General features: G+C 54.6%; 20 protein-coding genes and 1 tRNA gene. 3 read left to right on the top strand and 18 right to left on the bottom strand.

Annotated elements, in window-relative coordinates:
- Nucleotides 1-21: 21 nt before the first annotated feature.
- On the bottom strand, nt 22-2,268 hold the full coding sequence (locus tag V9K92_RS07990) for an AGE family epimerase/isomerase (RefSeq protein WP_337353728.1): 2,247 nt from the start codon (nt 2,266-2,268) through the stop codon (nt 22-24).
- A 188-nt stretch (nt 2,269-2,456) separates the two neighbouring features.
- On the opposite strand from V9K92_RS07990, the gene V9K92_RS07985 reads away from it, so the two are divergent.
- A tRNA-Pro gene (locus V9K92_RS07985) sits at nt 2,457-2,533 on the top strand.
- Between the two features lie 298 nt (nt 2,534-2,831).
- Here V9K92_RS07985 and V9K92_RS07980 read toward each other — a convergent pair.
- The 9 genes from V9K92_RS07980 to V9K92_RS07945 all read right to left on the bottom strand — a co-directional run bounded on the left by V9K92_RS07980 (nt 2,832) and on the right by V9K92_RS07945 (nt 14,023).
- Nucleotides 2,832-3,518 carry a response regulator gene (locus V9K92_RS07980; protein ID WP_115051992.1) on the bottom strand — a complete coding sequence of 229 codons (687 nt, stop codon included), beginning with the start codon at nt 3,516-3,518 and terminating at the stop codon, nt 2,832-2,834.
- The gene (locus tag V9K92_RS07975; RefSeq protein ID WP_336440817.1) at nt 3,515-6,205 is read right to left on the bottom strand and encodes a sensor histidine kinase KdpD; all 2,691 of its coding nucleotides are present in this window, start codon (nt 6,203-6,205) and stop codon (nt 3,515-3,517) included. The genes V9K92_RS07980 and V9K92_RS07975 overlap by 4 nt, the downstream gene beginning before the upstream one ends.
- Nucleotides 6,206-6,218: 13 nt before the next feature.
- A complete protein-coding gene (gene kdpC, locus V9K92_RS07970) occupies nt 6,219-6,788 on the bottom strand; it encodes a potassium-transporting ATPase subunit KdpC (protein WP_336440816.1) in 570 nt (189 codons plus the stop codon).
- 11 nt (nt 6,789-6,799) lie between these two features.
- Nucleotides 6,800-8,848 carry a potassium-transporting ATPase subunit KdpB gene (gene kdpB, locus V9K92_RS07965; RefSeq protein ID WP_336440815.1) on the bottom strand — a complete coding sequence of 683 codons (2,049 nt, stop codon included), beginning with the start codon at nt 8,846-8,848 and terminating at the stop codon, nt 6,800-6,802.
- Nucleotides 8,849-8,859: 11 nt separating this feature from the next.
- Nucleotides 8,860-10,569, bottom strand: a complete 1,710-nt coding sequence (kdpA, locus tag V9K92_RS07960) for a potassium-transporting ATPase subunit KdpA (RefSeq protein WP_337353727.1) — start codon at nt 10,567-10,569, stop codon at nt 8,860-8,862.
- Nucleotides 10,570-10,740: 171 nt separating this feature from the next.
- Nucleotides 10,741-10,827 carry a potassium-transporting ATPase subunit F gene (locus V9K92_RS22845; RefSeq protein WP_115052002.1) on the bottom strand — a complete coding sequence of 29 codons (87 nt, stop codon included), beginning with the start codon at nt 10,825-10,827 and terminating at the stop codon, nt 10,741-10,743.
- Nucleotides 10,828-11,044: 217 nt separating this feature from the next.
- Entirely contained in the window at nt 11,045-12,241 is a 1,197-nt protein-coding gene (locus tag V9K92_RS07955) for an extracellular solute-binding protein (protein WP_443094451.1), read from the bottom strand.
- Nucleotides 12,242-12,272: 31 nt separating this feature from the next.
- Nucleotides 12,273-13,289 carry an N-acetylglucosamine-6-phosphate deacetylase gene (locus tag V9K92_RS07950; RefSeq protein ID WP_337353726.1) on the bottom strand — a complete coding sequence of 339 codons (1,017 nt, stop codon included), beginning with the start codon at nt 13,287-13,289 and terminating at the stop codon, nt 12,273-12,275.
- Complete coding sequence (locus V9K92_RS07945) at nt 13,286-14,023, bottom strand: glucosamine-6-phosphate deaminase (RefSeq protein ID WP_336440812.1); 738 nt, start codon at nt 14,021-14,023, stop codon at nt 13,286-13,288. The genes V9K92_RS07950 and V9K92_RS07945 overlap by 4 nt, the downstream gene beginning before the upstream one ends.
- Nucleotides 14,024-14,139: 116 nt before the next feature.
- Between V9K92_RS07945 and V9K92_RS07940 the strand changes: the two genes are divergently transcribed.
- Entirely contained in the window at nt 14,140-15,333 is a 1,194-nt protein-coding gene (locus V9K92_RS07940; protein ID WP_337353725.1) for an ROK family protein, read from the top strand.
- Nucleotides 15,334-15,412: 79 nt separating this feature from the next.
- Nucleotides 15,413-15,775, top strand: coding sequence for a DUF427 domain-containing protein (locus V9K92_RS07935; protein WP_337353724.1), 363 nt, complete (start codon nt 15,413-15,415; stop codon nt 15,773-15,775).
- Nucleotides 15,776-15,781: 6 nt separating this feature from the next.
- Here the strand turns inward: V9K92_RS07935 and V9K92_RS07930 are convergent, their stop codons facing one another.
- The 8 genes from V9K92_RS07930 to V9K92_RS07895 all read right to left on the bottom strand — a co-directional run bounded on the left by V9K92_RS07930 (nt 15,782) and on the right by V9K92_RS07895 (nt 25,533).
- Nucleotides 15,782-16,561: an ABC transporter ATP-binding protein gene (locus tag V9K92_RS07930; protein WP_337353723.1), complete on the bottom strand. Its 780-nt coding sequence runs from the start codon at nt 16,559-16,561 to the stop codon at nt 15,782-15,784.
- A complete protein-coding gene (locus tag V9K92_RS07925) occupies nt 16,558-17,352 on the bottom strand; it encodes an ATP-binding cassette domain-containing protein (RefSeq protein WP_115052011.1) in 795 nt (264 codons plus the stop codon). Before V9K92_RS07925 ends, V9K92_RS07930 begins: the two co-directional genes overlap by 4 nt.
- Nucleotides 17,349-18,143, bottom strand: a complete 795-nt coding sequence (locus V9K92_RS07920; protein WP_337353722.1) for an ABC transporter permease — start codon at nt 18,141-18,143, stop codon at nt 17,349-17,351. The genes V9K92_RS07925 and V9K92_RS07920 overlap by 4 nt, the downstream gene beginning before the upstream one ends.
- Complete coding sequence (locus tag V9K92_RS07915) at nt 18,140-19,120, bottom strand: ABC transporter permease (protein ID WP_337353721.1); 981 nt, start codon at nt 19,118-19,120, stop codon at nt 18,140-18,142. Before V9K92_RS07915 ends, V9K92_RS07920 begins: the two co-directional genes overlap by 4 nt.
- A gap of 191 nt (nt 19,121-19,311) precedes the next feature.
- Nucleotides 19,312-20,925 (bottom strand): ABC transporter substrate-binding protein, encoded by a 1,614-nt coding sequence (locus V9K92_RS07910; protein ID WP_337353720.1) that lies wholly within the window; start codon nt 20,923-20,925, stop codon nt 19,312-19,314.
- A 12-nt stretch (nt 20,926-20,937) separates the two neighbouring features.
- Complete coding sequence (gene ppaT, locus V9K92_RS07905; protein WP_337353719.1) at nt 20,938-22,056, bottom strand: pyridoxamine--pyruvate transaminase; 1,119 nt, start codon at nt 22,054-22,056, stop codon at nt 20,938-20,940.
- A gap of 168 nt (nt 22,057-22,224) precedes the next feature.
- A complete protein-coding gene (locus tag V9K92_RS07900; RefSeq protein WP_337353718.1) occupies nt 22,225-23,103 on the bottom strand; it encodes a transglutaminase family protein in 879 nt (292 codons plus the stop codon).
- Between the two features lie 15 nt (nt 23,104-23,118).
- Entirely contained in the window at nt 23,119-25,533 is a 2,415-nt protein-coding gene (locus V9K92_RS07895) for a circularly permuted type 2 ATP-grasp protein (protein WP_115052205.1), read from the bottom strand.
- Between the last annotated feature and the right edge of the window lie 40 nt (nt 25,534-25,573).

The raw sequence follows: 25,573 nt of genomic DNA, 5'->3' as shown, positions 1-25,573 counted from the left end.
ACGGCGAAGTGAGCGTTTAACTTACTGAGGGCGCTTTCCAACATAGTCGACATATTGCGTCAGGGCGCTGACCAGATGATAGAAGATCGAAGCTGGAACCTCTTCGGCTTTGGCTCGCCCTTTCTGATCAATAAGATCAATCCACAACCCCTTCGGCGCAGGCTCAATATGCCAGCGGAAGAGCCGTCCAACACGGGCCTCCACTTCAGGTTTCAGATCGGGCCCGCCATTTCCGTCAAGCGCGATAGCGGCCTTAACGGCTTCCGTTTGCGGCCAGCTGCGAGAGTTGGTGTCAAGTGGCAGGCCATGCCGTGAGACCGCACCATAGGCAAGTTCCGTCGAACGGTTCAGGCCATTGGCAATGGCTGAGGCGTAGAGCTTGCGGGCATAACGGATTGCATCCTTTTGGCCCGAAGATGCAGCGAAGGCCGAGAGCAAATGTGCCCATTCAAAGTGATGGCCCGGCTCGGTCCACTCGCCCTGCTCGCCCGGTGCTCGGTCCCAGTCATTGCTGAAATACTCGCCAAGCGTCCATGTTTCCGAATCGAACATGTGATGACGGAAAAGATCGACGATACGCGCGGCCCGTTGCAGATAATCGCGATTGCCGGTTGCACTATACCAGGCAAGGAAAGCTTCAAGCAGGTGCATATGCGGGTTGGAACGCCGCAGCCCCTTATCGTCAGGCATTTCCAAAAATCCGGTCATGCGCGAATCTGCGAGATATTCGTCGATGAACGCGAAGGTTTCCGTCGCCAGCCTCAATGCTTGCGGATGCCCTGCCTTATGCGCATGGGCCAGCGCCAGGAGAACGAAGGATTGGTCATAAGTGTCCTCCGAGGCATCAAGAATGCTGCCATCCGGATTGAATGTCTTGACCCAGCCGCCCCGATCCGTGCGCCCTTTGGTAATGAAACTCAGCCCGTGCTCGATAAGGTCATGCGCCGGTCCATCCCAGCCCATTTCCTTGGCCACGGCAAAGGCATATATCTGCCGCGCCATCGTCCGCATGCGCTTGGTCTTGTTGATAGGAATTGCGTCAAACGACATTGCTTCATGAAAGCCGCCATGGCGCGTATCGACGCCCACCGTTGACCAAAGCGGCAATGTTTCGTCAAAAAGCCAATGTCTCACCCGGTTTCCATAAGCGCCAACTTGCGGCAACCGGTCTTGTGAAGGCGTGAATTTGGTTTCCAATCGGCCAGTTTTTTCAAGCTGTTCGACGATTTTCCTGACATTTTGACTCTCATTGACCGGAGCGACGAAGGTCGCGTCGGCGGTTGCTACGACAGCCGTATCGCGCAAGCCGACGGCCGAGAGCAAGCGGCCTTCGCTGCGCAAATAGCTGTGCTCGCAATCAATGGCCACGACATCGCCGACCAGCACATTGCCATTGCCGTCAACCGAGCCCACTTCCAGTAAAGATTGCCAGGAACCAAGATCATTCCAGCGAAACTTTGCTGGTACCAATGCGATATCTTTCGCGTGTTCCATGATTGCGTAATCGACGGATATCGACGGTACGGCGGCATAAAGATCATGCGGCAAATAAGTGCCCGATATATTGGTGCTCGCCTCATTCAAGGCTGCAACAGCCTTGTCCCAAATCTCCGCTGCATGTTGCCGGAAAGCGTCGCGCATCACGCTGGCGCGGAAAAGAAAGATACCAGCGTTCCAAAGGAAGTTTCCCGACGCAAGATATTTCGTTGCAGTCTCCTCGTTCGGTTTTTCAACAAAGCGCACGACATCGCGTGTCTGTGTTGTCTCAGGAGCCACTTCAATATAACCGAATCCGGTTTCCGGGCGATCCGGCTTGATACCGAACACAACAATGCGTCCCGCCTTGGCCGCCTCGACACCGGCTTCAACAGTGTTCCAGAAATCGCGATCGGTTGTTATTTCATGATCGGACGGCACCACAAGCACAAGCTCATCGCCATGTTCGCGCAAGGTTATTTCTGTCGCCAGCACCACTGCGGAGGCTGTGTTACGCCCCATTGGTTCAAGAATGGGGCGCCCGCCCGCCAGATCCGTTCCCGCCAGATCCTGATTAATGCGGTCCGAATGACGCTCCGATGCCAACAAATAAACGGGAACTGTCGTGTCGCTGCGTGCCGCCATGCGCTTGATTGTGCGCAGCAGCATGGAGCCCTGACCCGACAAATTGTGAAACTGCTTGGGAAAATCTTCGCGCGACAATGGCCAAAGCCTTGAACCTACACCGCCGCTCATAACAAAGCTGATGATTGTTGCTTTTTCGATTGTCATTTATGCCCCGTTATTTCAGCATTTCAGAACTTCTTGGTCAACGAATACAAGACTTATCCTAATGATCACAGAACTAAAGTCTTAACTAATCACGCCTCACGAATTTCGCGCTTCTATAATTAAAAAAGTGCTTCTGAACCATCTTGCAGCGCTTTAGTGACGGCGTTATATACCGCCCTTACTGGTCGCGGAGTGTAGCGCAGCCTGGTAGCGCACGTCGTTCGGGACGACGGGGTCGGAGGTTCGAATCCTCTCACTCCGACCAGAAAATCGAATGAAATCTTTGACGTCTTAGCCCAGATCACGCTTGGAACGAGACGTAGAGCCAGAGTAAAAGCGGGGCGATCAATGAAATTGCCAACACGCTCCAGAAAACCCGCCAGCCAGTGTTCCGCGTACCGAACTTAGCTATAAGCAGAAAAATCAGGATCACTGTCAGAGTAACAGGCCAGAAGTGTCCAAGGTAGAATACAGCTATTACCCAATACGATATCGACATGTTGCCTGATTACCTTAAGCTGAAAGTTGCAGCAACACGCTGTCGCGGCATGGAATAAGCGTCTTCAGTTTGCAATGAACCTGTAGCCCACACCGGGCTCGGTACGAATGAAATGCGGTTGATTGGGATCCTGCTCAATCTTGGCGCGCAATTGCCCTACGAACACGCGCAGATAATGCAAATCCTCAAGATGCGCCGCGCCCCAAACTGACGCCAGCAGCTGGCGGTGCGTAACAACCAGACCCGGGTGCAAAACCAGATGCACCAGCAACTGATATTCTTTGCGCGTCAGATGAACCTCTTCCCCATGGAGCGTAACCGCGCGCTTGACCATATCGACAACGAGGCCATTGCTTTCAAATATCGACGGCACGCTGGCACCCGCCGCCTTCTGCCGCAAGGCTGTGCGGACACGGGCTAAAAGTTCGCCAATTCCAAAGGGCTTTTCGACGTAATCATTTGCCCCAAGATCAAGCGCTGCAATTTTTTCCGCCTCCCGATCGCGCGCCGATAAAACAATAATCGGCACTTCGGAAAAGGCTCTGACAGTCCGAATGACTTCCTTGCCGTCCTTGTCCGGCAGACCAAGATCCAGAATGACGAGATCCGGCGCGCTGGTCGCGATCATCCGCTCTGCATCAGCCGCCGTTGCTGCCGTCATGACATCGTAGCCGGACGCCGTCAGCGCTGGATGCAGGAACCGCTGTATTTGCGGCTCGTCATCGACAATCAGAATGCGGTTCTCGTTCATCGGCTTGCTGTCTCGCCTCCCGCTTTTTCAAATGTTGGAAGACTGATGACAAACCGCGTACCACGCTTGCGAATGGCCGGGCTTTCCGCCTTGATTGTTCCGCCCATTGTCTCGACAAATCCACGGGCGATGGAAAGTCCAAGCCCCGTCCCTGCTGCCCGGCCATCACTTTTTACGCGCCGGTAGAACTTTTCGAAAATACGATCGAGATCTTTTTCAGGAATACCTTTTCCTTGATCAGTCACACTGATGACGACCCGCCCCGCATCGTTCTTGGCATAGACCGCAATCGGGCTGTCCCCGCCATATTTTGCTGCATTGTCTAGCAAGTTAAACAGAACTTGGCCGAGCAATCCGGAATCGCCGCTGACAACTGCAAGGTCCGTAGCAATGCTTGTGTCGATTGCGATCCCGGGCTTGAGCCGTTTCATTCGCTCAATCGCCGAAACAATGACGTCCGCCGCGTCAACCGGACTACTTTTGACTTTCAGCGTTCCAGCTTCAATACGTGTCATGTCGAAAAGGTTGGACACAAACCGGGTAAGACGGCCCGCTTCCTCCTCAATGGAAAGCAACAGGTCATCGCGGCTGCTTTGCTTCATTTTGCCGCCGAGTTGCCTCAGTGTTGTCACTGCGCCGGTAATGGAAGCAAGCGGCGTTTTCAAATCATGTGACAATGACGAGAACAGAGCTGTATGGAGCTTTTCACTTTCCTGTAACGCCGCTGTCTTGGCGTTTTCGCGCATCAGCAAAGCGCGGTCGATAGCGATGGCAGTCTGGTCCAGAATGGCCATCAGCTTACGATCTTCGTTTTCACTCAGTGAGCCCGAATGATCCGCCATGGAAATGCCGGTTACGCCGGCAACGCCGTGTGACGTGACGATGGGCAGAAATTGCCATGAAATCTGCGGCAGCGTTGCCGTATCGTGGCCGGCACGCTCATTCTTGTCGAAAGCCCAACGTGCGGCTGTCATATCCGTACTGTCGAGAGCCATATCGGGCGGCCACGCGGCCTGAAGGAGTAGTTCATCATCTTCCGGCAAAAGGATCACCACGCCGGTTTCCAGCGTCGCGTGAAGATGCGTCGCACCGGCCACCAGAACATCGTCAAGCCGCGCTGTGCCGGAAAGTTTCCGCGAGAACTCGTAAAGCGCCTGCGTGCTTTTCGCCTGATTGCGCGAACGGGCGACCTGATCGCGAAGCCGTCCCGCAAGATCGCCTATCATCAGCGCCACTGCGAGGAAAATGATCAATGAAAACAGCTGGTGCGGCTTGGCAATGCTCAAATTGTGGATCGGTTCAATGAAGAAATAATTGTACAGGACGAAAGACAGGCAAGCCGCAATGATGGCTGCAAAGCGTCCGCTCGACATTGCCGAGAGAATGACGGCAACCAGATAAAGCATCGACAGGTTCTGCAGATGGACAATATTGCTCGCCCCAAGTCCGAGCAGAGTGGTCGCACCTGTGGCCAGAACCGGAATGGCAATGGATTTTGCCAATTCAATTCTTGAGCGTCGTTGCGGAGGCGGCGCGACATAGGCTGTATCCTCCTCACTGCCGGTGACGATGTGTACGCCGACATCGGTAAGGCGCTTCATGACCTCATCGGGCAAGGAGCGCCGGAAGGGATTGGAGAAGGCCTTGCCTCTTGGGCGTCCCAGCACAACCTGCGTGATATTTTCGCGCCGGGACAATCGATAGATTTCTTCGACAAAATCCCGGGCGATGACACGGCGGGTTTCAGCGCCAAGCCTTTCGGCCATATCCAAAATCTTGTCGATGCGCTGGTTGGCGGCAACGTCCATGCCTGCCGTACTTGCATTGGTCAATGAAACAACCAGCCAGCGCGCATTGAGACCTGAAGCAAGACGGCTCGCCGTGCGTACAACCTTTTCCGACAGACTGTCAGGCCCGACACAGACCAGCAATCGCTCTCCCGACGCCCATGGCCCCTCGATCGCATTTTGCCGCAACAGATCAATCATCTGGTCGTCAACGCGATCCGCAGTTCGGCGCAGCGCCAATTCGCGCAGCGCAGTCAAGTTTTCGGGCTTGAAAAATCCTTCGGCAGCACGTTCCGCATTGCCCGGGAGATATATCTTTCCTTCCTTCAACCGCGCGATGAGTTCAATAGGTGAAAGATCGACCAGCAGCACATCATCTGCCCGCTTGATGACGATATCGGGCACGGTCTCCCGCACTTTCACGCCGGTGATATTTGTCACCAGATCAGACAGGCTTTCCAGATGCTGGACGTTCATCGCCGTCCAGACATCAATGCCATGCCAGATCAGCTCTTCAATATCCTGATGCCGTTTCGGATGACGGCTGCCGGGTGCGTTTGTATGGGCGATCTCGTCGAGAACAAGCACGGTTGGCTTACGCGCCAGAGCTGCATCCAGATCGAATTCTTCCAGCGGGCGACCGCGATAGTCGATCTGTTTGCGCGGAAGAACTTCAAGTCCTTCGAGCAATTCTGCGGTTTCGCTCCGTCCGTGCGTCTCGGCAAGGCCGATGACAATATCGACGCCATCTTCCTTGAGCCTACGCGCACGCTGGAGCATCGTATAGGTTTTGCCGACGCCAGGAGCCGCGCCAAGAAATACAGTAAGCTTGCCGCGCTTTTCACGCGCGGCAAGCTCCAACAATTTATCAGGATCAGGTCGGTGACCATATTCGGCCATAAATGCCTCGGGTTTATTTCTTCAGATCATCGAGTGCCAGGTTCAGCGCCAGAACGTTTACCCCAACTTCACCGAATATACCAAGCACAGCTTGCCGCGTATTGGCTTTGACCTGTTGAGAAACTGCTTCCGGGTCCAAACCACGGGCCTGAGCGACACGCGCCACTTGCAGCATTGCGTAGTCTACTGAGATATCCGGATCGATCCCCGATGCGGAACTGGTCACTGCATCGGCTGGAATGGCCGTCGTTACACCGGCTGACTTGAAGGATTCGACCGATGTTTTTACCCGCTCAACCAGTGCTGCCGATGTTGGGCCAAGGTTTGAACCGCTTGAGGCAGCAGCATTATAAGGGTCGGGGCTGGTGGCGGATGGGCGCGGCCAGAAATAGATATCGCTGGTAAAATTCTGGCCGATCAGACTGGAGCCGACAATAGTATCGCCGCGCTTTATCTGGCTTGAATTTGCCTGTGCCGCAAACAGAGTCTGGCCGATTCCCGTCATGGCAAGTGGATAAAGCAATCCCGTGACGACAGTCAAAATGAGCGTGAGTACGATTGCTGATCGAATTTGGTTTAGCATCGCAATTTCCTTTAAACGAGGTTGAGTGCGGCGACGATCATGTCAATCGCCTTGATGCCGACAAACGGCACCAGCAGCCCGCCGAGCCCGTAAACCAGAAGATTACGCCGCAAGAGAGCAGATGCGCCGACTGGCTTGTATGAGACACCTTTCAGAGCCAGCGGTATAAGCGCGATAATGATCAAGGCATTGAAGATGACAGCCGAAAGGATTGCCGATTGCGGCGAGCTCAACCCCATGATGTTGAGTGCGCCAAGCTGCGGATAGGTTACAACGAACAGCGCCGGAATGATCGCAAAGTATTTGGCTACGTCATTGGCAATTGAAAACGTTGTCAACGAACCCCGCGTCATCAGGATCTGCTTGCCGATTTCGACAATCTCAATCAGCTTGGTCGGACTTGAATCGAGATCGACCATATTACCGGCTTCACGCGCAGCCTGCGTACCAGACTGCATCGCAACCCCGACATCAGCCTGCGCAAGTGCAGGCGCATCATTGGTGCCGTCGCCGCACATGGCGATAAGCCGTCCGCCCTGTTGTTCCTTGCGGATATAGGCAAGCTTCTGTTCAGGGGTGGCTTCCGCCATGAAGTCGTCAACGCCCGCTTCAGACGCGATCGCGGCGGCAGTGACAGGATTATCGCCCGTGACCATGACCGTCCTGATGCCCATGGCACGCAGGGCGGCAAAGCGCTCCTTGATATCCGGCTTGACCACATCCTTCAGATGGATCACGCCAAGCAGTTTTCCATTATGTGTCACACCAAGAGGTGTTCCGCCTACGCGAGCGATGGAATCGACCGCCTTCTGGAAACTTTGTGGGGCAGTGTCTTTTGTCAGACCTGCAACATTCAAGATTGCATCGATCGCACCCTTGCGGATTTGCTCCTTGCCAATATCCACCCCGGAAATACGTGTCTGGGCGGCAAAAGGTATGAACGTTGCCTGCTTGCCATCCAATACTGTGTTGGAGAGCCCGTAATCGGCTTGAGCCAAAGCCACGATGGAGCGGCCCTCTGCTGTTTCATCAGAGAGCGAGGCTTGAAGCGCTGCATTTGCAAGCTCTTCTTCCGCAATACCGTCAACTGGGATGAACTCGGTTGCCATACGATTGCCGAAGGTAATCGTGCCGGTTTTGTCGAGCAAAAGAGTGTCCACATCGCCAGCGGCTTCTACCGCGCGCCCAGATGTTGCTATGACGTTGAAGCCGATAAGCCGATCCATGCCGGCAATGCCGATCGCAGAAAGCAGGCCGCCGATTGTCGTCGGAATGAGCGTTACGAAAAGCGCTGCAAGCACGGTAACAGTCATGATCGTGCCGGAATAAGCGGCAAGGCCTGAAACAGTCACAACTGCGATAAGAAACACAAGTGTCAGACCGGACAGCAGGATCGACAAGGCTATTTCATTTGGTGTCTTCTGCCTCTCCGCGCCTTCGATCAGTGCGATCATTCGATCAACGAAGGTTTCGCCTGGCTTGGTTGTAATACGCACAATGAGCCAGTCGGATAAAACCTGCGTGCCGCCTGTTACCGCTGATCGGTCACCGCCGGACTCGCGGATAACAGGTGCCGACTCGCCAGTGATGGCACTTTCGTTCACCGAAGCCACACCTTCAATGATTTCACCATCGCCGGGCACAAGATCATTGACCTCGATATAGACAAGGTCGCCGACTTTAAGGCTTGTGGCGGGCACGACATCATAGTCCTTGCCATTGGCAGACTTCAGCCGTTTGGCCACAAGGTCCGATTTCGTGCGCTTCAAACTGTCCGCCTGCGCCTTGCCGCGTCCTTCGGCGATCGCTTCCGAGAAGGTCGCGAAAATAACGGTGAACCAAAGCCAGGCGGCAATCTGCCCGGAAAATAATGGTGTTCCGCTTCCGCTTATCATGTCGCGCAACCAGAGAAGCGTCACCATAGCCGCGACGACTTCGGTGGTGAAGATGACCGGATTATGCACCAGCTTCATCGGATTGAGCTTGATGAATGATCCTTTCAGTGCCTGAACCAGAATGGCACTGTCGAACATGGATATTGATTTTGCCTTTGAAGACATTTTGCTGATCCTTAGAACGTCTGACCGGAGAGCATCAGGAAATGCTCGACGATGGGACCAAGGGCGAGAGCAGGAAAATACTGCAAGCCGCCGAGAATGATGATGATACCGATGAGCAGACCAACGAAGAGCGGGCCATCGGTTGGGAATGTTCCTGCGGAAGCTGGAACCTTCTGCTTGCCGACAAGTGATCCCGCAATTGCAAGAACCGGCACGATATAGGCAAAGCGGCCTAGCAGCATGGCAATGCCAAGTGTCGTATTGTACCAGATCGAGTTAGCCGTGAGCCCGGCGAAGGCAGAGCCGTTATTGCCCGCAGCGGAAGAGTAAGCATAAAGGATTTCCGACAGACCGTGCGGACCCTTATTAAGCAGTCCGGCAAGACCTACGGGCAATATTGCAGAGATTGCAGTAAAGCCGAGGATTGCCAGCGGCAGTACAAGAACGGCCAGCATCGCAAATTTCATCTCTCTCGACTCAATCTTCTTGCCGAGAAATTCGGGGGTGCGGCCAACCATCAGCCCTGCAACGAACACTGTGAGAATTGCAAAGATCACCATGCCGTAAAGCCCGGAACCGACACCGCCCGGCAATACTTCGCCAAGCTGGATAAGGAACATCGGAATAAGACCGCCAAGCGGCGTCAGCGATGCGTGCATCGCGTTCACGCCGCCATTGGAAAGGCCGGTTGTCACGGCGGCGTAAAGGGCGGTGCCTGCCTGACCAAAGCGAATTTCCTTGCCTTCCATGTTCCCTTGCAAGGAGTCCACTCCCAGTTGGGTCAGGATAGGATTGCCGCTTGTTTCCGCCCAGTAGACCGCACCAATGCCGATGATGAGCAGGATCGCCATTGCTGACAGCAGCGCCCAGGCTTGGCGGCGATGGCCGGCAATCTGCCCGAATGCGTAGACCATTGCCGATGACACGACGAGCATCGAGAACACGCCGAGATAGTTCGAAAAGGCGTTCGGGTTTTCAAACGGATGTGCGGCATTGACGTTGAAGAAACCACCGCCATTGGTGCCAAGCTGTTTGATAGCTTCCTGGCTGGCGACCGGCCCTGTTGAAATGATCTGCTTTGCGCCTTCCAGCGTTGTGGCTGTAAATGAACCATCAAGCGTTTGGGGCATGCCGAGCGCGATAAAGAGCAGTGCAACAATGACGGCCAGTGGCAGCAGCACATAAAGCGTCGCTCTGGTCATATCGACCCAGAAATTGCCAAGCGTGGTCATGTTTGAACGCACGAATGCCCGAGACAAGGCAACAGCGATCGCCATCCCAGTTGCAGTAGAAAGGAAGTTCTGCACGGTGAGTCCTGCCATCTGGCTAAAATGACTCATCGTGGTTTCACCGCCATAGGACTGCCAGTTGGTGTTGGTGATGAAGCTGACCGCCGTGTTGAAGGCGAGGTCAGGTGCAACGCCAGCAAATCCCTGCGGATTGAGCGGCAAGATGTTCTGTAGTCTCAATATGCCATAGAGAACCAGAAAGCCCGCAGTGCTGAAAAGCAGAACACCGAATGCATAGGAAATCCAGTTCTGCTCGCGAGTTTTGTCTATTCCGGCAACAGCATAAAATGCCCGTTCAACAGGATTGAGCACCGGCGAAAGAAGCGTTCTTTCCCCGGCAAAAACATGGCTCATATAAAGACCAAGCGGCTTGATCGCCAAAAGAACGGCGAGCAGCGTCAGGCTGATTTGCAGCCATCCGACAAGTGTCATTGGTAGTCTCCGAAATGGAAAATGGGGAATTCAGCGAAAGCCTGACAATCGTTCAGGGTGAGCCGAAAATGGTAGGGTTTGAGAACCGGAGCGGAGCGTACTTCTTTGTAGGTGAGCACCGGATCGCAGATCCCTGCCATTTGCAGGCCACCCTGAACGATTTTCAAGCCGCTAGAAGCGCTCGGGCGCAACAAGGGTCACGACCAAATAAGCGCAAAGGCCGGCAGCAACGCCAAGGCCGAGAATAAGCTCAAACACGGCTTAATGCCTGTGCGTAGAGGCCCAGAAGCAGCAAGATACCGCAACCGAGCGCAACGAAGATAAAGTCCAGCATGTCAGTTATCCATTTGGTTTAGCTGGACCCAACATGCGCTTATCGGCGTCAGTTATCGATTGTGAATAGAGATGCTGCACATAAGGAAAACATAAGGAAAATGACAACGGGAATGCGATTACATTCCCGTTGTCCTCAACGTTACTTGGACTTTTTCGCGCCCACAAGTTCATCCCACTTCCTGAATGCAATGACCATCTTGTCAGGCTTCAAGGGCAGTTCGATTGGATTATTGGCAATAAGGTCAGCATATTCCGGCCGCCCGAATTCCTTGATAACATCCTGGCTGCGTTGCGGCGCCATGGATAAAGGCACGTTTTTCACCGCAGGTCCGGGATAGAGATATCCCTCATCATAGGAATAAGCCTGTGCTTTTGGCGTTAGCAGAAACGCCATCAGGTCGAGCACGACTGCAACCTTATCCTCAGCTATTCCCTTGGGAACACACATGAAGAAAGCATCAGAAACCCAATGGAAGCCCTTGAGTGTGCCGATCTTTGCTGTTTCCGGGACAATGCCAAGAGCACGCGGATTTATGTCCCAGCCGGTTGTGCTGATGATGATATCGCGCGAACCCTCGCCGAATTCCTTCATCGTCACGCCGGTTCCTGCCGGATAATAATCGATATATTGACCGATCTCAGCCAGATAAGCCCAGGTTTTGTCCCAGCCATCCACCGGATCGGAAGGATCCTTATCGCCAAGGAGATAGGGCAATCCCATCATGAATGTGCGGCCCGGGCCTGAATTTGTCGGACGGGCATACATGAAGCGGCCTGGATTTTCCTTGGCATAGGCAAGGAGTTCCTCGGCGGTCGTGGGAACTTTCTTCACGCGCTCCGGATCATATTCGAGCAAAGGTCCGGACGGGTAATAATTGATGACAACACCATAGCCATCGCCCTGCGCCTTCAAAAGATTCAATGCAGCAGGTTCGTAATTCTCTTCAAGGTTTGGAAATGTCGAAGAGAAATCGGGTAGAATTTTCATCCAGGTTTGATTGACGAGACCCGCGGCAAGCCCGTCACTTCCGGTCAACACAAGGTCAATATCAACGCGATTGGCGCTTTGTTGTGCCTTTAGTTTTCCGGCAAGTTCAGTGACTGGGGCTTTGGCGAAAATGATCCGCGATGCGCGCTCAGGATAAGTCTTTGCATATTCCTCAAAAGCCGGCTGACTCAAAGCCAGCGCACCGCCAACATCCATAACGGTGATGACAACCGGCGATGCAGGCAGCGCTGGTGCGGCCGCCCGTGCTCCGGTAATGCCTGTGACAACAGTGGCCGCCATGCCACCCAGCACTGTGCGGCGATTCAATCGAAAGAAGTCGTGTGTCATTCCATTCCCCTTTTTGTTTTTGGATCGATTATCAGAAAAACCGTTCTTCGTTGCCGATACGAACCCGCGTCACATTCATGGATTGAGACCATTCAAGTTCGCTTAACGCCAAGCTCACCCCATGCGCCTCCAATACCGGAGCAAGCGCTTGCAGCAGCCTAGTCGAAGCCATTTCCACAGCCTGCTCAAAGGTGGCGATGTTCCAGCGCACAAGATTGCGCACCGCATCGTCCAGGCAAAGCGAAGACCCGGCCAAGCCCGAAGAATCGCTCTGGCTGACCACGCCGTCTTCCGACCGATCAACCTGCATACCGGCAAATGGATAGGTTCCAGCAGGGGCAGCAGCGGCGGCAACGGCGTCAGTAACCAACGCCGAGCGCTCAAATCCTTTGGCTCGGATCAGGCTTTTCAACACATAAGGCGGCATATGAATGCCGTCGGCAATGAAGGTTGCGAGCAAACGGTCCTCTGCCAGCTGTGCGAATAGCGGATTGTCGAGCTTGGGCAATATTTGCGGCAAGCCATTGCCAAGATGGGTGGAAAGCCCCGCACCTGCATCTGCCGCCGCCGCGATAATATGATTGTCGGCTGACGAATGACCAATGGAAACGAGCCTGTTGCTGGCACGCATCGCTTTTATAAACTCGAGCCCGCCATGAATTTCAGGCGCGACCGTCACCAGCAGAATTGGCCGCTCGATTATTTCCTGCAATGCAGTGACAAGCGCAGGATCGGCTGCCGTCATGGCATTGGCTGGATGACATCCGGAAAAACCATCGGCAGGATTGAGAAATGGACCTTCAAGATGATAGCCGGGACACATGAGCGGTCCAAGGCGGCTTTCGCGCACAGCCCTGTCCAATGCCATGAAACGGACTTCAAGTTCATCACGGTGTGCAGTGATTATCGTAGGCAGGCAGGTCGCAACTCCCGAAGCCAACATGGCTTCAAGAGCAAAGTCCAATGTCTCAGGCGTAATGCCGGGATCGTTGAAATCAACCCCGGCAAAGCCATTTACCTGAATATCGACAAGGCCCTTTGTAATCATGAAAGTTTCGATGCTGATGCGGGATCAAGGAAGAGCACGGTATGAGGGTGCTTCTGCACAATGGACGCCGGGTGCACCGGATCAATCTTGCCTTCCACTGCATCCTTCACCGCCTGCGCCTTACGTTCGTCCGGCACGGACAGGATGATGAGTTTGCTCTTCAAAATCTGTTTGATGCTCATGGAAATGGCTTTTTCAGGCACGGCCTCAAGGGTCGGAAACCACCCCTCCCCCATTTGCTGTTTGCGGCAGGCTTCATCAAGCGTCACAACAATATAGGGCTTGTCCGTCTCAAAATCGGCAGGCGGATCATTGAAGGCAAGATGGCAATTCTCGCCGATTCCAGCAAAGCAAACATCAATGTCATGGTCGGCAATCAAGGCGCTCATGCGCTCGGCTTCTGCTGGTGCATCGACCTCGGCATTAATTGGATGAAATGCAACGACACCGCCCAGAGGATCGACGAATCGCTCCTGCAGAAACTTTCGGAAACTTGCCGGGTGGGCAATGTCCATTCCAACATATTCATCGAGATGAAATGCCGTCACCTTGGACCAATCGATACCTTCAGCAGCCACCAGATTCTGCAAGACCTCGAACTGGCTGGCTCCTGTGGCCACGATAATGGACGCTTTGCCTTTGGCTGCAATTGCTGCGCGGATTGCTTCTGCACCCAGTTTGGCCGCCGCTTCACCCAAAACAGCCTTGTCGGCTAATTGTCTTATATCGATCATATTTTATCCCTTGTGGACGTGTCATCGGCTTGCTCTCATAGTAAGCACAGCTTTATATGACACAGCAAGGTATTTTCGAATATTGAAGTTCAAAAATAGAAACGGGCAGAAACTCCATGTTTTTGACGATTGACGAAACCGCATATGACGACGCGCACCAACGCGATTGCGCGCGCGTCTCGGCCCTGCTTTCCGGCCCGGGCCCACATTCGCGAGCCAGCGTCGCCGACCAGTTGAAAATGACATCGACAGCCACCTCTCATGTGGTGAGCGATCTGACGGAGCGCGGCCTGGTTAAAGAGCGGCCGGGAACGAAGATGGGCCGGGGTCGTCCACCAGTAGAAATAGGGCTGAATTTTCAGCGTCTGGGTGCCTCTGTCATCCACATTTCCAGCCGCACTTTGCTCGGCTTTCTTCTGGATCTCGGCGGCACCACCCTTGAACATAGGGCCGTGGAAATCCCCGCCGATGCGGACAATGCCGTCATGGCTGATGCAATGCGCCAGCTGGTCAAGTGGCTGATTGCACAATGTCCGGCTGGGATGATTCATATGGGCACTTCCGTTGCCGTGCCCGGCGTTGTCGATGTCAAAGCCCGAACATGGCTCATAACCTCCCGCTGGCCAAAAGTGCGCAATCTCGACATTGGCAGCGCGCTTGCTTCGGCGACACCTGTTGCAACTGTTTGCAGACACCTTGATGCAGAACTTGATGCACGAACGACGCAGGAATCGGCCTATCGTAGCGGCAATACGCTGCTGATGCACTGGGGATGGGGCATTGGTCTTTCCTGCAGTATCGCTGGTCAGCCATTCCTGCAAAATGGCGGTCCATTCGGAGAGATTGGCCATTGGCGTTTTAACGCCTTGAGCGAGCGCGAATGCGATTGCGGTAATCATGGATGCCTGGAAACGGGGGCCGCTTTATGGGCTCTTCTACCGCGTCTGCGGGAATTATGGCCTGACCTTTCGGACGAAGAGGAGTTGTTGGCCGGGCAATTGGCAGGCCTGCCCCTGGTCGATGTTCCTGAAGTGACGGAAGCCATAAAACTCATGGCACGCTCGCTGACAAATGTATGCCGCCTCCTGTTTCCCTCACGTGTTATCGTAACGGGCCCGTTTGTAGCCAATGAGGATGTGTGGCAGGCATTCACAAGCGCATTCAAGACGGAGGGGCTTATCGGTTCGCTGGAATTGCCAACCTTGATCGCCGACAAGTTCAGTCAAGACTATGTTATTCATGGTGCGTGTCTGCCGCTGTTGAATGCAGGACTGGAAACATTCATCAGGCAAAACAAGCGCGCCGCATAAGGCATGTTCATAGCCGGGTGCGGAACAAAATCTCTTACCAGCTATTGTTCTTTGAAATCCTCTGCAAAGGAGTTTCCCAATGGGCCTGCCCATCACCATACATGCGTTTCCCGACCCAGTGACAGTGCGATTTCTTGATGTCGTTATAGCATCCACAGACAGGGCTCTGGAGCTGCGTGAAGCCGGGCATGAACCGGTGCTCTATATCCCCTTCGACGACATCTACTTCGTCCATCTCGAAAAAACGCAGACGCGAACGCACTGCCCTTTTAAGGGGGACGCCTCCTATTGGCGGATAACCGGTCAGGGTGAAGCTGCCAATGATGCTATGTGGGCTTATGAAGAACCCAAGACCGAGGTGGCTCAGATTGCAGGACACGGCGCATTCGACCCCCGCAAGGTAACATTTGAAGGCGTGAAGGCCCGGCAGGTTCTGTCCTGATCAGGGTTAAATCACCAAGCGCGGCACTGCATGTATCAATACTTGTGTCGCATTGGCTTGTGGATTTGCCAGCACCTCTTCCGTATAGCCCTCTTCGGCAATACGGCCCTCTTCCATGACAATCATGCGGTTCGCGAAAGCGCGGACCACAGCCAGATCATGGGAAATAAACAGGTAAGAAACGCGGGTTTTCGCTTGAAGGTCCAATAATAGATTGAGGATTTGAGCACGCACCGACACATCAAGCGCTGATACCGGCTCATCCAGCACGATCAGTTGAGGCTTGGTGAGGATTGCGCGCGCAATGGCAACCCGTTGGCGCTGGCCGCCGGAAAGTTCCAAGGGCAGACGTTGCAGATATTGCGTGCCGAGCCCAACTCTTTCCAGCGTCTGGGCGAGAATATCGCCATATTCACTCTTGCTCGCAAAGCCATGAATGCGCAGTGGGTCTTCCAAAATGCGCTTCACATTTGCTCGCGGATTGAATGCCGCCAAAGGATCCTGAAACACCATCTGGAATCGTGGCCTCATGCGGCGCAAGGCGCCGCCGCCCATATGCGTTATATCCTGCCCCAAGAGGTGAATGCTTCCCTCGTCAGGCCGCGTTAACCGCATCACCAGCCGGGCTAATGTCGTTTTACCCGAACCCGAGCTGCCAGCAATAGCCAAGGTTTCGCCGTGCATGAGCGAGATATTGATATTCTTCAATCCGTCATGGCTGCGGTCGCCAAAACGCTTGGCGACATTCCTTAGCTCCATAAGGGGAGATGATGAGCCATCCATCATGGCAAATCCGCCATGTTCAATTCCGGAAGGCGGGTGCTGCGTGGCCTGTCCAGCGAAATATAGGTGTCAATCAATGCCTTGGTATAGGGGTGCTTCGGCTCCCTCAGCAATTGGCTCGCCGCCCCAGTCTCCACTAGTTCTCCCTGATAGAGCACAGCAATTTCGTCAGCCTGCTCCGACGCAAGGGCAATGTCATGGGTCACGAACAATAGCGTCAAACCGCCATCTTTGACCAACTCATCCAGCAGATCGACAATGTGCCGCTGGATAACCGTGTCCAATGCGCTGGTCGGCTCATCCGCGATCAAAATTGAAGGATTTCCGGCAAGCGCCGCTGCCAAAGCGATACGTTGTTTCTGACCGCCCGAGAATTCATGCGGATAGCTGTTGAGACGCGATAATGCCTTTGGAATTTTTACCCGGTCCAGCAATTCGGCGGCACGCACCCGCGCGGCTATCCAGCTCATGCCAAGATGCGTCGCCACAACTTCAGCGATCTGATCTCCAACCTTCATAACCGGATCGAGGCTGCCGCTGGCATCCTGAAACAAGACACCAATTTCACTGCCAAGTTTCGGGCGGTGACCGGCAAAGTCAATTGTACCATCGATACGTGCCTGTTTTGGCAAAAGACCAGCGACAGCCATGGCCAAAGTCGACTTGCCCGACCCGCTCATGCCGATCAATGCCAGCCTCCCACCCTTTTCCAATTGCAGCGAGACATCTTTGAGCGCTGTTGTGCTGCCATAGCTCACATTCAGATTCCGCACATTCAGGTAACTATCTGTCATGGCTGCAACCTTTCCGTGCGAGAAAGCCCGCGCCCGATCAGATGAACACCCAGAACAGTGACAACCAGCGCGATACCGGGCACGATTGAGAGGTAGGGAGCCGCCCGTAAAACCGTGCGGCCTTCTGCAATCATGCTGCCCCAGGTCACCCGGTTCGGATCGCCGAATCCGAGAAACGACAAGGCTGCTTCAATGAGGATCGCAGTAGCAACGGAAATAGCTGCTAGCGATGCTGTCGGCCCGAATGCATTGGGGAGTATTTCCCTGAAGGCAATCTCGAACGGGCGCATGCCGAGTGTCCGTGCAGCCGCTACGAAATCGCGTTCACGCAATGATAGGACTTCGGCGCGCGTGACCCGGGCGGCTTGCGTCCAGTTGCCAAGGCTGATGGCCAGAACAAGGGTGGGCACACTTGGCCCGGTAACGCTGATCGTGGCAAGCGCCAATAGAAATCCCGGCACGGTTTGAAACGCTTCGGTGATCCGCATCAGCACAATATCGGTAATTCCGCCGAGAAAACCGGAAACGGTTCCAACAATGCTGCCAATGATGAGGGCGGCTGCGGCCGAAAAGAATGCCACAAGCAACGTCGTGCGCGTTCCATGCACCAGCCCTGCAAAGACATCCCGTCCAAGCCTGTCGGTGCCAAGCACATGCGCCTCCGATTCAAAAGGACGCAGCATAGCCTGCCCGCTGATTGCCAGCGGGTCACCCGGCGCAATCACCGGCGCGAACAATGCCATCAGCACGAGTAGCAAAAGCAGGGCAGCGCCGATCCGGAACGAACTCATCGCCCGATCCTCACGCGCGGATCAAGTTTGCCATAGGCCAGATCAACGAGTAGATTGGCGATAATCACGGTAATGGCGCTACACAGCAGGACTCCGAGCAATAAAGGCGTATCGCGGCGCGCCACAGCTTCCGCTGCCAACCGGCCAAAACCGGGAATGTTGAAAACGCTTTCAACCACGACGCTGCCACCGAGCATCGCAGCCGATTGCCAACCAAGCATCGTTATCGCCGGCAAGACCGCATTGCGGGCAACGTGACGCCAGACGATACGGCGGCGGCTCAACCCCCTCGCCGCAAGGCCTTTCACAAAGGGATCGCGCCAGATCTCCGCCATGCGATCGCGCATCAAGCGGAGGTAAAGCGCGAGATAGACCATCGCCAGCGCGCAAACGGGCAAAATGAGATGCACCGCAATGTCGCCTAGTCGTGCAAGGCCGGTTTTGTCGGAAGCAATGCTCTCAATTCCGCCAATTGGCAGCCAGCGCAGATCAACCGCAAAGACCACGATCAAAACCAGCCCCAGCCAGAATCCCGGTACGGCATAAAGTGCCAGGGAACCCGTCGACAATATCCTGTCGCGCAACGATCCAGGCCGGGCACCCGCCACCACCCCCAGCAATGACCCTAAGAAAAATGCCAGGCCTGTCGCGATGCTCATCAAGAGCAATGTGACGGGCAGCCTTTCCGCAATGACTGATGTTACCGGGCGCTCAAATGCTGTTGACCAGCCAAGGTCCCCATGGGCGAGCGTTGATATATAGGCCCCAAAACGATAGAGCGGCCCTTTATCCAGGCCCCACTCCGTGCGTAGCTGCGTTATTTGCTCGGCATCCATGGCGCCGGAACGCGCTATATAGGCATCCACCGCATCGCCTGAAGCTGCCTCAAGCAGCAGAAAACTGCCCACCAGCACGATGAACAAAACCGGCAGCGCAGTGAGCAGGCGTTTCAGGAAAAATGCGGCAAGAGGCGGCAAAGGGTATCCTTCAAGAATTATCTGGTTGCTCCAAACTTATGCGTGGTTCGACAAGCTCACCATGAGGGAAGTGGTAGCATTGCAAATCGGAGCGCACTCCGACTGCGATGATGCAGCCAAACCACTTTCCTCATGGTGAACTTGTCGAACCACGCATAACAGTAATGCAACTATATAATCAAAACTCGAAGTTATTTTGCCAACCAGACATTCGACCAGTTCGATACCGCCCAGCGCGGATTATCCGATACATTCCGCACCGTGTCCCTCGCCACTGTAATGAATGAAAACTCCGCCACATTGATCAGCGGCAGGTCGTCCGCCACTTTCTTTTGAAGTTCTTTGTACAGGTCGGCTCGCTTCGCGCCATCAAGCTCGGAAGCCGCGCTTTTGATAAGCTTGTCGATTTCCGCATTGGCATAGCCATACTGATTGGAGAAAGGCACGCCGGAAGGCAAACCGCTTTCAAAAAGGATCGTCGTTGAAATTGCCGGATCAGAACGATAGACCGGCGTTGCGACCGTGATATCGAAATCATGATCAGTATAGACCGCCTTCAGGTGCGCAGGCGTATCATTGCTGACAACCACCGCATCAATGCCGATCTTACCCAGAGCCTGACGAAGGTAATCGCCGAACTGCTTGGTTTCGTTGAAGAATGGCGCTGGAAGCAGTTTCAATTTAAAGCGGTTGCCATCGCTGCCGCGCTTATAGCCAGCCTCGTCCAGCAAAGCTTCAGCCTTAGCCGGATCAAAAGCATAGGTCGCCGTTCCCGGCTCGTAAAAGGTCTGGTCATAGGCAGGAACGGGTCCTGTCGATGATTTGGCAAACCCGAGGAAAATGGTTTTTACGACAAAATCGTGATCAATGGCATGCGCAATGGCTTGGCGCACTTTCACATCCGCCAATTCCTTGCGCCGATGATTGATCTCGACAATCAACTGATAAGTCAGGCCCTCATAGCCGTTCGCATAGACCTTCAGGCCTGAAGATTTTGAGATACGGCCAAGATCAGCAAGGGGAACTGCCGAAAATGCCGCCAGTTGAATTTCCTCTGCCTCCAGCGCATTTCCGGCTGCCGCCCTGTCAGGAAGAAACTGATAGACGATCTCATCAAGCAGCGGCTCATTCTTTTCCCAATAGGCGTCATTGCGCTTCAGCAGGAAATACTCACCCGGCTTGTATTCGCCAAACTTGAACGGGCCGGTTCCGACCAGCTTCTGATTGGCCGGGTTCTTGGCAATATCCGTGCCTTCATAAACATGCTTCGGTATAACTGACGTTACGACGGGTAGCGCGTTGCGGATAAGCTGGAAAGGCGTGGGCTCCGAGAACCTGAAGATCGCAGTATGTTCGTCCGGCGTATCAACGGCCGCCAAATTCTTGAACACGACGCGCCCGAGATTTTGCAGTTTCTTCCAGACCTCCAGGGCAGAAAAAGCAACGTCCGCCGAGGTGAAAGGCTTGCCATCATGCCAGGTCACCCCTTCCCGCAATTTGAACGTCACCGACAGCCCATCTGCAGATCCTTCCCAGGACGTAGCGAGCCGCGGATCAAGCCCGTCCTTTCCCTCGTAGGATTGTTCAGCCAAAGGTTCGATTACCTTGCTGGCGACGAAGAAAACACCATTTGATGCGACGATGGCCGGATTAAGATTGGCAGGCTCGCTATCGCCTGCAACCACAAGCCGTCCACCCTTGACAGGCGCATCCTGCGCGAAGGCCAGTTGCGGCGTCAGCATTAGAGCGCCAGCGCTGGCGCTTATCTGGAGAAAGTTACGACGATTCAACAGGATGCGGGACATTGTTGGAATCCTTCAATCAATGGATTGGGACAGAATGGAGCTTAATGCTTCGATTGTCTTGCGAGCAAAGTCGGGTTGCGCAGATGCACCCATATGTGCAATGCGCAAAACTTTTCCTGATGTGTCGCCGCGCCCGAGCGAGAGCAATATGCCGTACTCATTCAAAAGCCGGTCGCGCAGTTCCACATCGGTAAAGCCGTCCGGCAGCCTGAAAGCCGTCGCCGTGGGCGCGCACCATGCCTCTCGTTTCGGCCATAGCGCAATGCCCAGTTCAAGCAACCGCTTGCGGGCGATGGCAGCCGTTTCGGCGTGACGCGCCCAGACGTTTTCCGGCCCCTCTTTGGCATATCGGTCGAGCGCGGCATCCAATGCATAAATTTCGGCAATTGACGGCGTCACGGGGAAAGTCCTGCCGGGTATTGAAGCATCTTTCCACGCGGCAAGACTGAGAAATGATCCACGCGGAGCATCGCTATTGCGCTCAATTTTTTCCCACCCCCGCTTGCTCACACTGATCAAGCTAAGACCGGGCGTACTACCCAGACATTTGGATGGTGAAGTGATGAAAATATCTGCATGAGCACTCTGCGGGTGCGCGTCCATGCCGCCAAAGGACGATACCGCATCCACAATAAGATAAGCGCCATGCTCGGCAGCTATCGCGCCGATTTCATAAAGCGGATTGAGCGTGCCGGATGGCGTATCGTGATGGCACAGTGAAACCACGGAAATATCGGGCCTTTGGCGAAACGCATCCCTCACGGCTTGCGGGTCGATAACCTCATCGAAGGGAACCGCCAGTTCAATCACTTCCTTGCCATATCTTGCCACCCAACCTTCAAATCCCTTGCCATAAACGCCGGATACAAGATTAAGAACCACGTCATCCTTGGCAATCAGAGCAGCAGCGCCGGCCTCAATGCCAAGGATTGCTTCTCCTTGCATGATTACCGGCGCTATATCGGTTCGAAACGCAAGCCGCAGCTTCTCGACAACAGCCGCATAGAACTCTTGAAAGGTTGGATGGTAATCATAAAGAACGGGCGCACCCAGCGCCTTGAGCACTTCCGGGTAAACCGGCACAGGTCCCGTTGTCAGCATCAATGGTGGAACAGAAAGAGGCAATAGCACTTTGGAATTTCATCCCGCATTTTGAACGCTGACGGCTCAGAACATGAACCATATTCCGCAGCCTACCGAAACCCAAGAAAAACCATTCCAATAATCTTGTCACGGATGCAAATCTGTTGTGAAAACCAGAGTTATAATGTTTTCGCAAAAACATTATAACTCGTGCGCTTATTCCAGCGGGATGACATCCACCGATTGTTTGCCCTCTTGTGAGCCGCTTGTCTTCAAAACACCGACAATGGGCGAAACATCGGCATAGTCACGGCCGCAGCCGATCGTAATATGATCATTGCTGGCAGCCATATTGTTGGTCGGATCAAATTCCAGCCAGCCCGCTTCCCGTCCACACCAGGCACGTACCCATGCATGCATGGCGTCAGCGCCTTCAAGCCGTTCCTTGCCCGGCGCCGGTATGGTTCGCAGGAAGCCGCTGACATAGCCAGCCGGAATGCCCAACCCTCGCAAGCCCGCGATCATCACATGGCTGAAATCCTGGCATACACCAGCCTTGAGATCGAAGGCCTGACGAGCATTCGTGCGCACATCCGTGGCTGCGCCATCATATTTGAAATCCGCGTGGATTCGGCGGTTCAAATCGCTCACCGCTTCCGTAACGGTTCGGGTACTGGTGAGGCTCAACGCAGCATAGGCAGTAATATCCGGATCAATGGCCGCATATTTGCTTGAAGCGAGAAAATGATGCGGCGCGTCAGCCGCTATCGACCACACACTGCGAACTTCTTTCCTCAGCCCTGCAATATCGGGTGAAACATCAAGCATGACCGGAGGGCGCATGACATTGACGCGCGCGGTCATGTTTACGTCAAGCGTCTCGTGCGGATTGCGATAAACGATGGACGTAACCGAATTGGAGAAGAAATCGATGAACTCCGAGCGCTCTGCCGATACGGGATCGAATGACAGACTGGATGCAATAACACGCTGAACACCCGGCAATGTCTGCGGCATGACCCGCACATGATGCCGCCCGGCAGCCGCTGACCGCGCATAATCATAATGGAGATGAAGGCGGATATTATACAGCATCAGTTCTGGACTCGCTCACGCAAAATATGTCTCGGAAATTGCATCGGCCAAAGCACCAATATCATAGGCGACCTTGTGAAGTGTTTCCGGCGTCAATTCATGCGGTTCTGAAATGGCCAGTTGCGTGTGCAATCGCAACACATCCTTGGAGAACATTTGCATGCCCGCCGGTTTATTCCGGCCCATCTCACGCGTTGGCAGCAAGCTGAATTCCGTTTTCAGCGCGTCAAGCTGAAAGATGATCGAACGCGGATTGAGCGGGTCCAGCGCCAGAAGATCCAGAATGCTGATCCGCCCGGAATAAACACTATACTGCCGGCGATGCGTCATCACGCTATCGCCGATCTCCAACAGCATTTCCAGCGAGCCTTCCGCGGCATCATGCCGGGCAAGGCGGGCAAGCATGCTTGCCATCTGGATGCCGCGCTCAATCCTGCGGCCTATTTCGAGAAAGCGCCAGCCGGTAAACCGGTACATGTTTTCGTGTACGAGACCGGAAAATCCGGCAAGCTTGCGCAGGATAATCGTCATGGCGCGGGTGGTGTCATCGCCCGGTGACACCACATCGGAAAAGCGGTGCACGGTCTTTGACAGATCGTGCAGTGCCAGCCAGCCATCGGGCGAAAACCGGTCGCGAATGCGTCCAGCCGAAAGCATCGCGCCGTCGATTGATCGTTGCAAGCCCTTGGGAACCGCCTGATCCAAATCAACGCCAAGTGGTTTGAGATAGGCGCGCATTTCGGTCAGAAGCGGCAATTCCTGATTGGGTGCCTCGGCAAAGCGCGCATGACAGGCGCGCAGTATGCGTGCGGTTCCTTCGGCGCGCTCAATATAACGGCCCATCCATAGCAGGTTTTCAGCAGCACGCGCAGGAAGGGTTCCCGGCACATTGCGCTGGAAAACATCATCTTCGCGGGGAAGCAGCGTGTCCTTTGCAACCGGTCCCTTGCTGGTGATCCAGACATCCGCCGCCTGCCCGCCACGCTGCATGGCAATTGCCGCCGTGTCGAGCGTAAAGCCGACGCGCGCAAAACCACCCGGCATAAAGCTCCAGCCATCTTTGTGACGCGCCGCAAAGACACGCAGCACAAAGGGTCTGGGTTCCAGCTTGCCATCGACATAGACGGGGGTTGTCGAAAGCTTGACAGCTTCCTGACCGACCAGCCCGCGCCCGTCATTCTGCAATCGGGCAAGCAGTTCGCTGCGTGCTTCAGGATCAAGATTTGATCCCAGCACAGTTGCCTGCTCGTCCTCAAATGGCAAACGTGTTGAAAGAGCCGGTCCCACCATCATCTGGTCAAACCGGTCCATGACATGCTTGCGCTCTTTTTCCTGCCCGCACCACCACGTCGCTATGCTTGGCAGCGCCAGATCCCGCTCATGCAGGGCTTTTGAAATGGCTGGTAGGAAAGCCAGCAAGGCGCGGGTTTCAAGAATGCCCGAACCAATCGCATTGACCAGCGAGACAGAGCGTCTGCGCAAGGCACCCACCATGCCCGGCGTACCGATCCACGAATCTGATTTAAGCTCGAGCGGGTCCATATAGGCACCATCCATTCGGCGCCAAAGCACATCAACCGGCTTCAGTCCTGAAACGGTACGCACCATCACCCTGCCCTTGGCAACCGTCAGGTCGTCGCCTTCAAGCAGCATGAAGCCAAGATAGCGGGCGATATAGGCGTGCTCGAAATATGTTTCATTGTTGGGACCGGGCGTCAGGATCGCAGCACGGGCCTGCGGATCGGTGACCAGCGACTGCATCGAGTCACGGAAATCCTTGAAGAAGCCCGCCAGCCGATGCACATTCATTGAGGCGGAAATATCGGACAGAGCGCGGGTGGTTGCCACACGATTTTCCAGCGCAAATCCTGCGCCCGACGGTGCCTGTGTCCGGTCGCCCAGCACCCACCATTGGCCATTTGGAGCGCGACCCAATTCAAAAGCACAAAAATGCAGGAAGCGTCCGCTTGCCGGTTTTATACCGGCCACCGGGTGCAGAAATTCCGGGTTCGATGCAATCAGGTCAGGCGGCAGCACGCCATCGCGTACAAGCTTTCCTTCGCCATAAATATCGGAAACGATATCTTCAAGCAGATCGGCGCGCTGGGTCAAACCAGCGGTAATCGTATCCCAATCTTCCTGATTGATAAGCAGGGGAATATGGGCAAGCGGCCATTGGCGCTCCTGCGTGCCCGTCTCGTCATAGATGCGGTAGAATACGCCAGCATCCAGCAGATATTGATTGGCGCGCGCAAAACGTGTCGCCAATTTTTCCGGGCCGATTTCATCCAGCGCATGCAGCAGCGTTTCCCAGCCGGGCCGAACGGCACCCGCAGGATCAATCATTTCGTCGGCAATTCCCGGCAAGGGCTTGTAGCCCGCCAGCAGGCTGGGAATTACGGGTGCCTTGGTTTTATTCACTTGCGACATCATCAATCTATAGGGTGTTTCATATCCGCTGCATACTTAT

Source organism: Phyllobacterium sp. CCNWLW109 (assembly GCF_037203905.1).
GTDB lineage: Bacteria > Pseudomonadota > Alphaproteobacteria > Rhizobiales > Rhizobiaceae > Phyllobacterium > Phyllobacterium ifriqiyense.
This window is presented reverse-complemented; position numbering and strand designations above follow the sequence as displayed.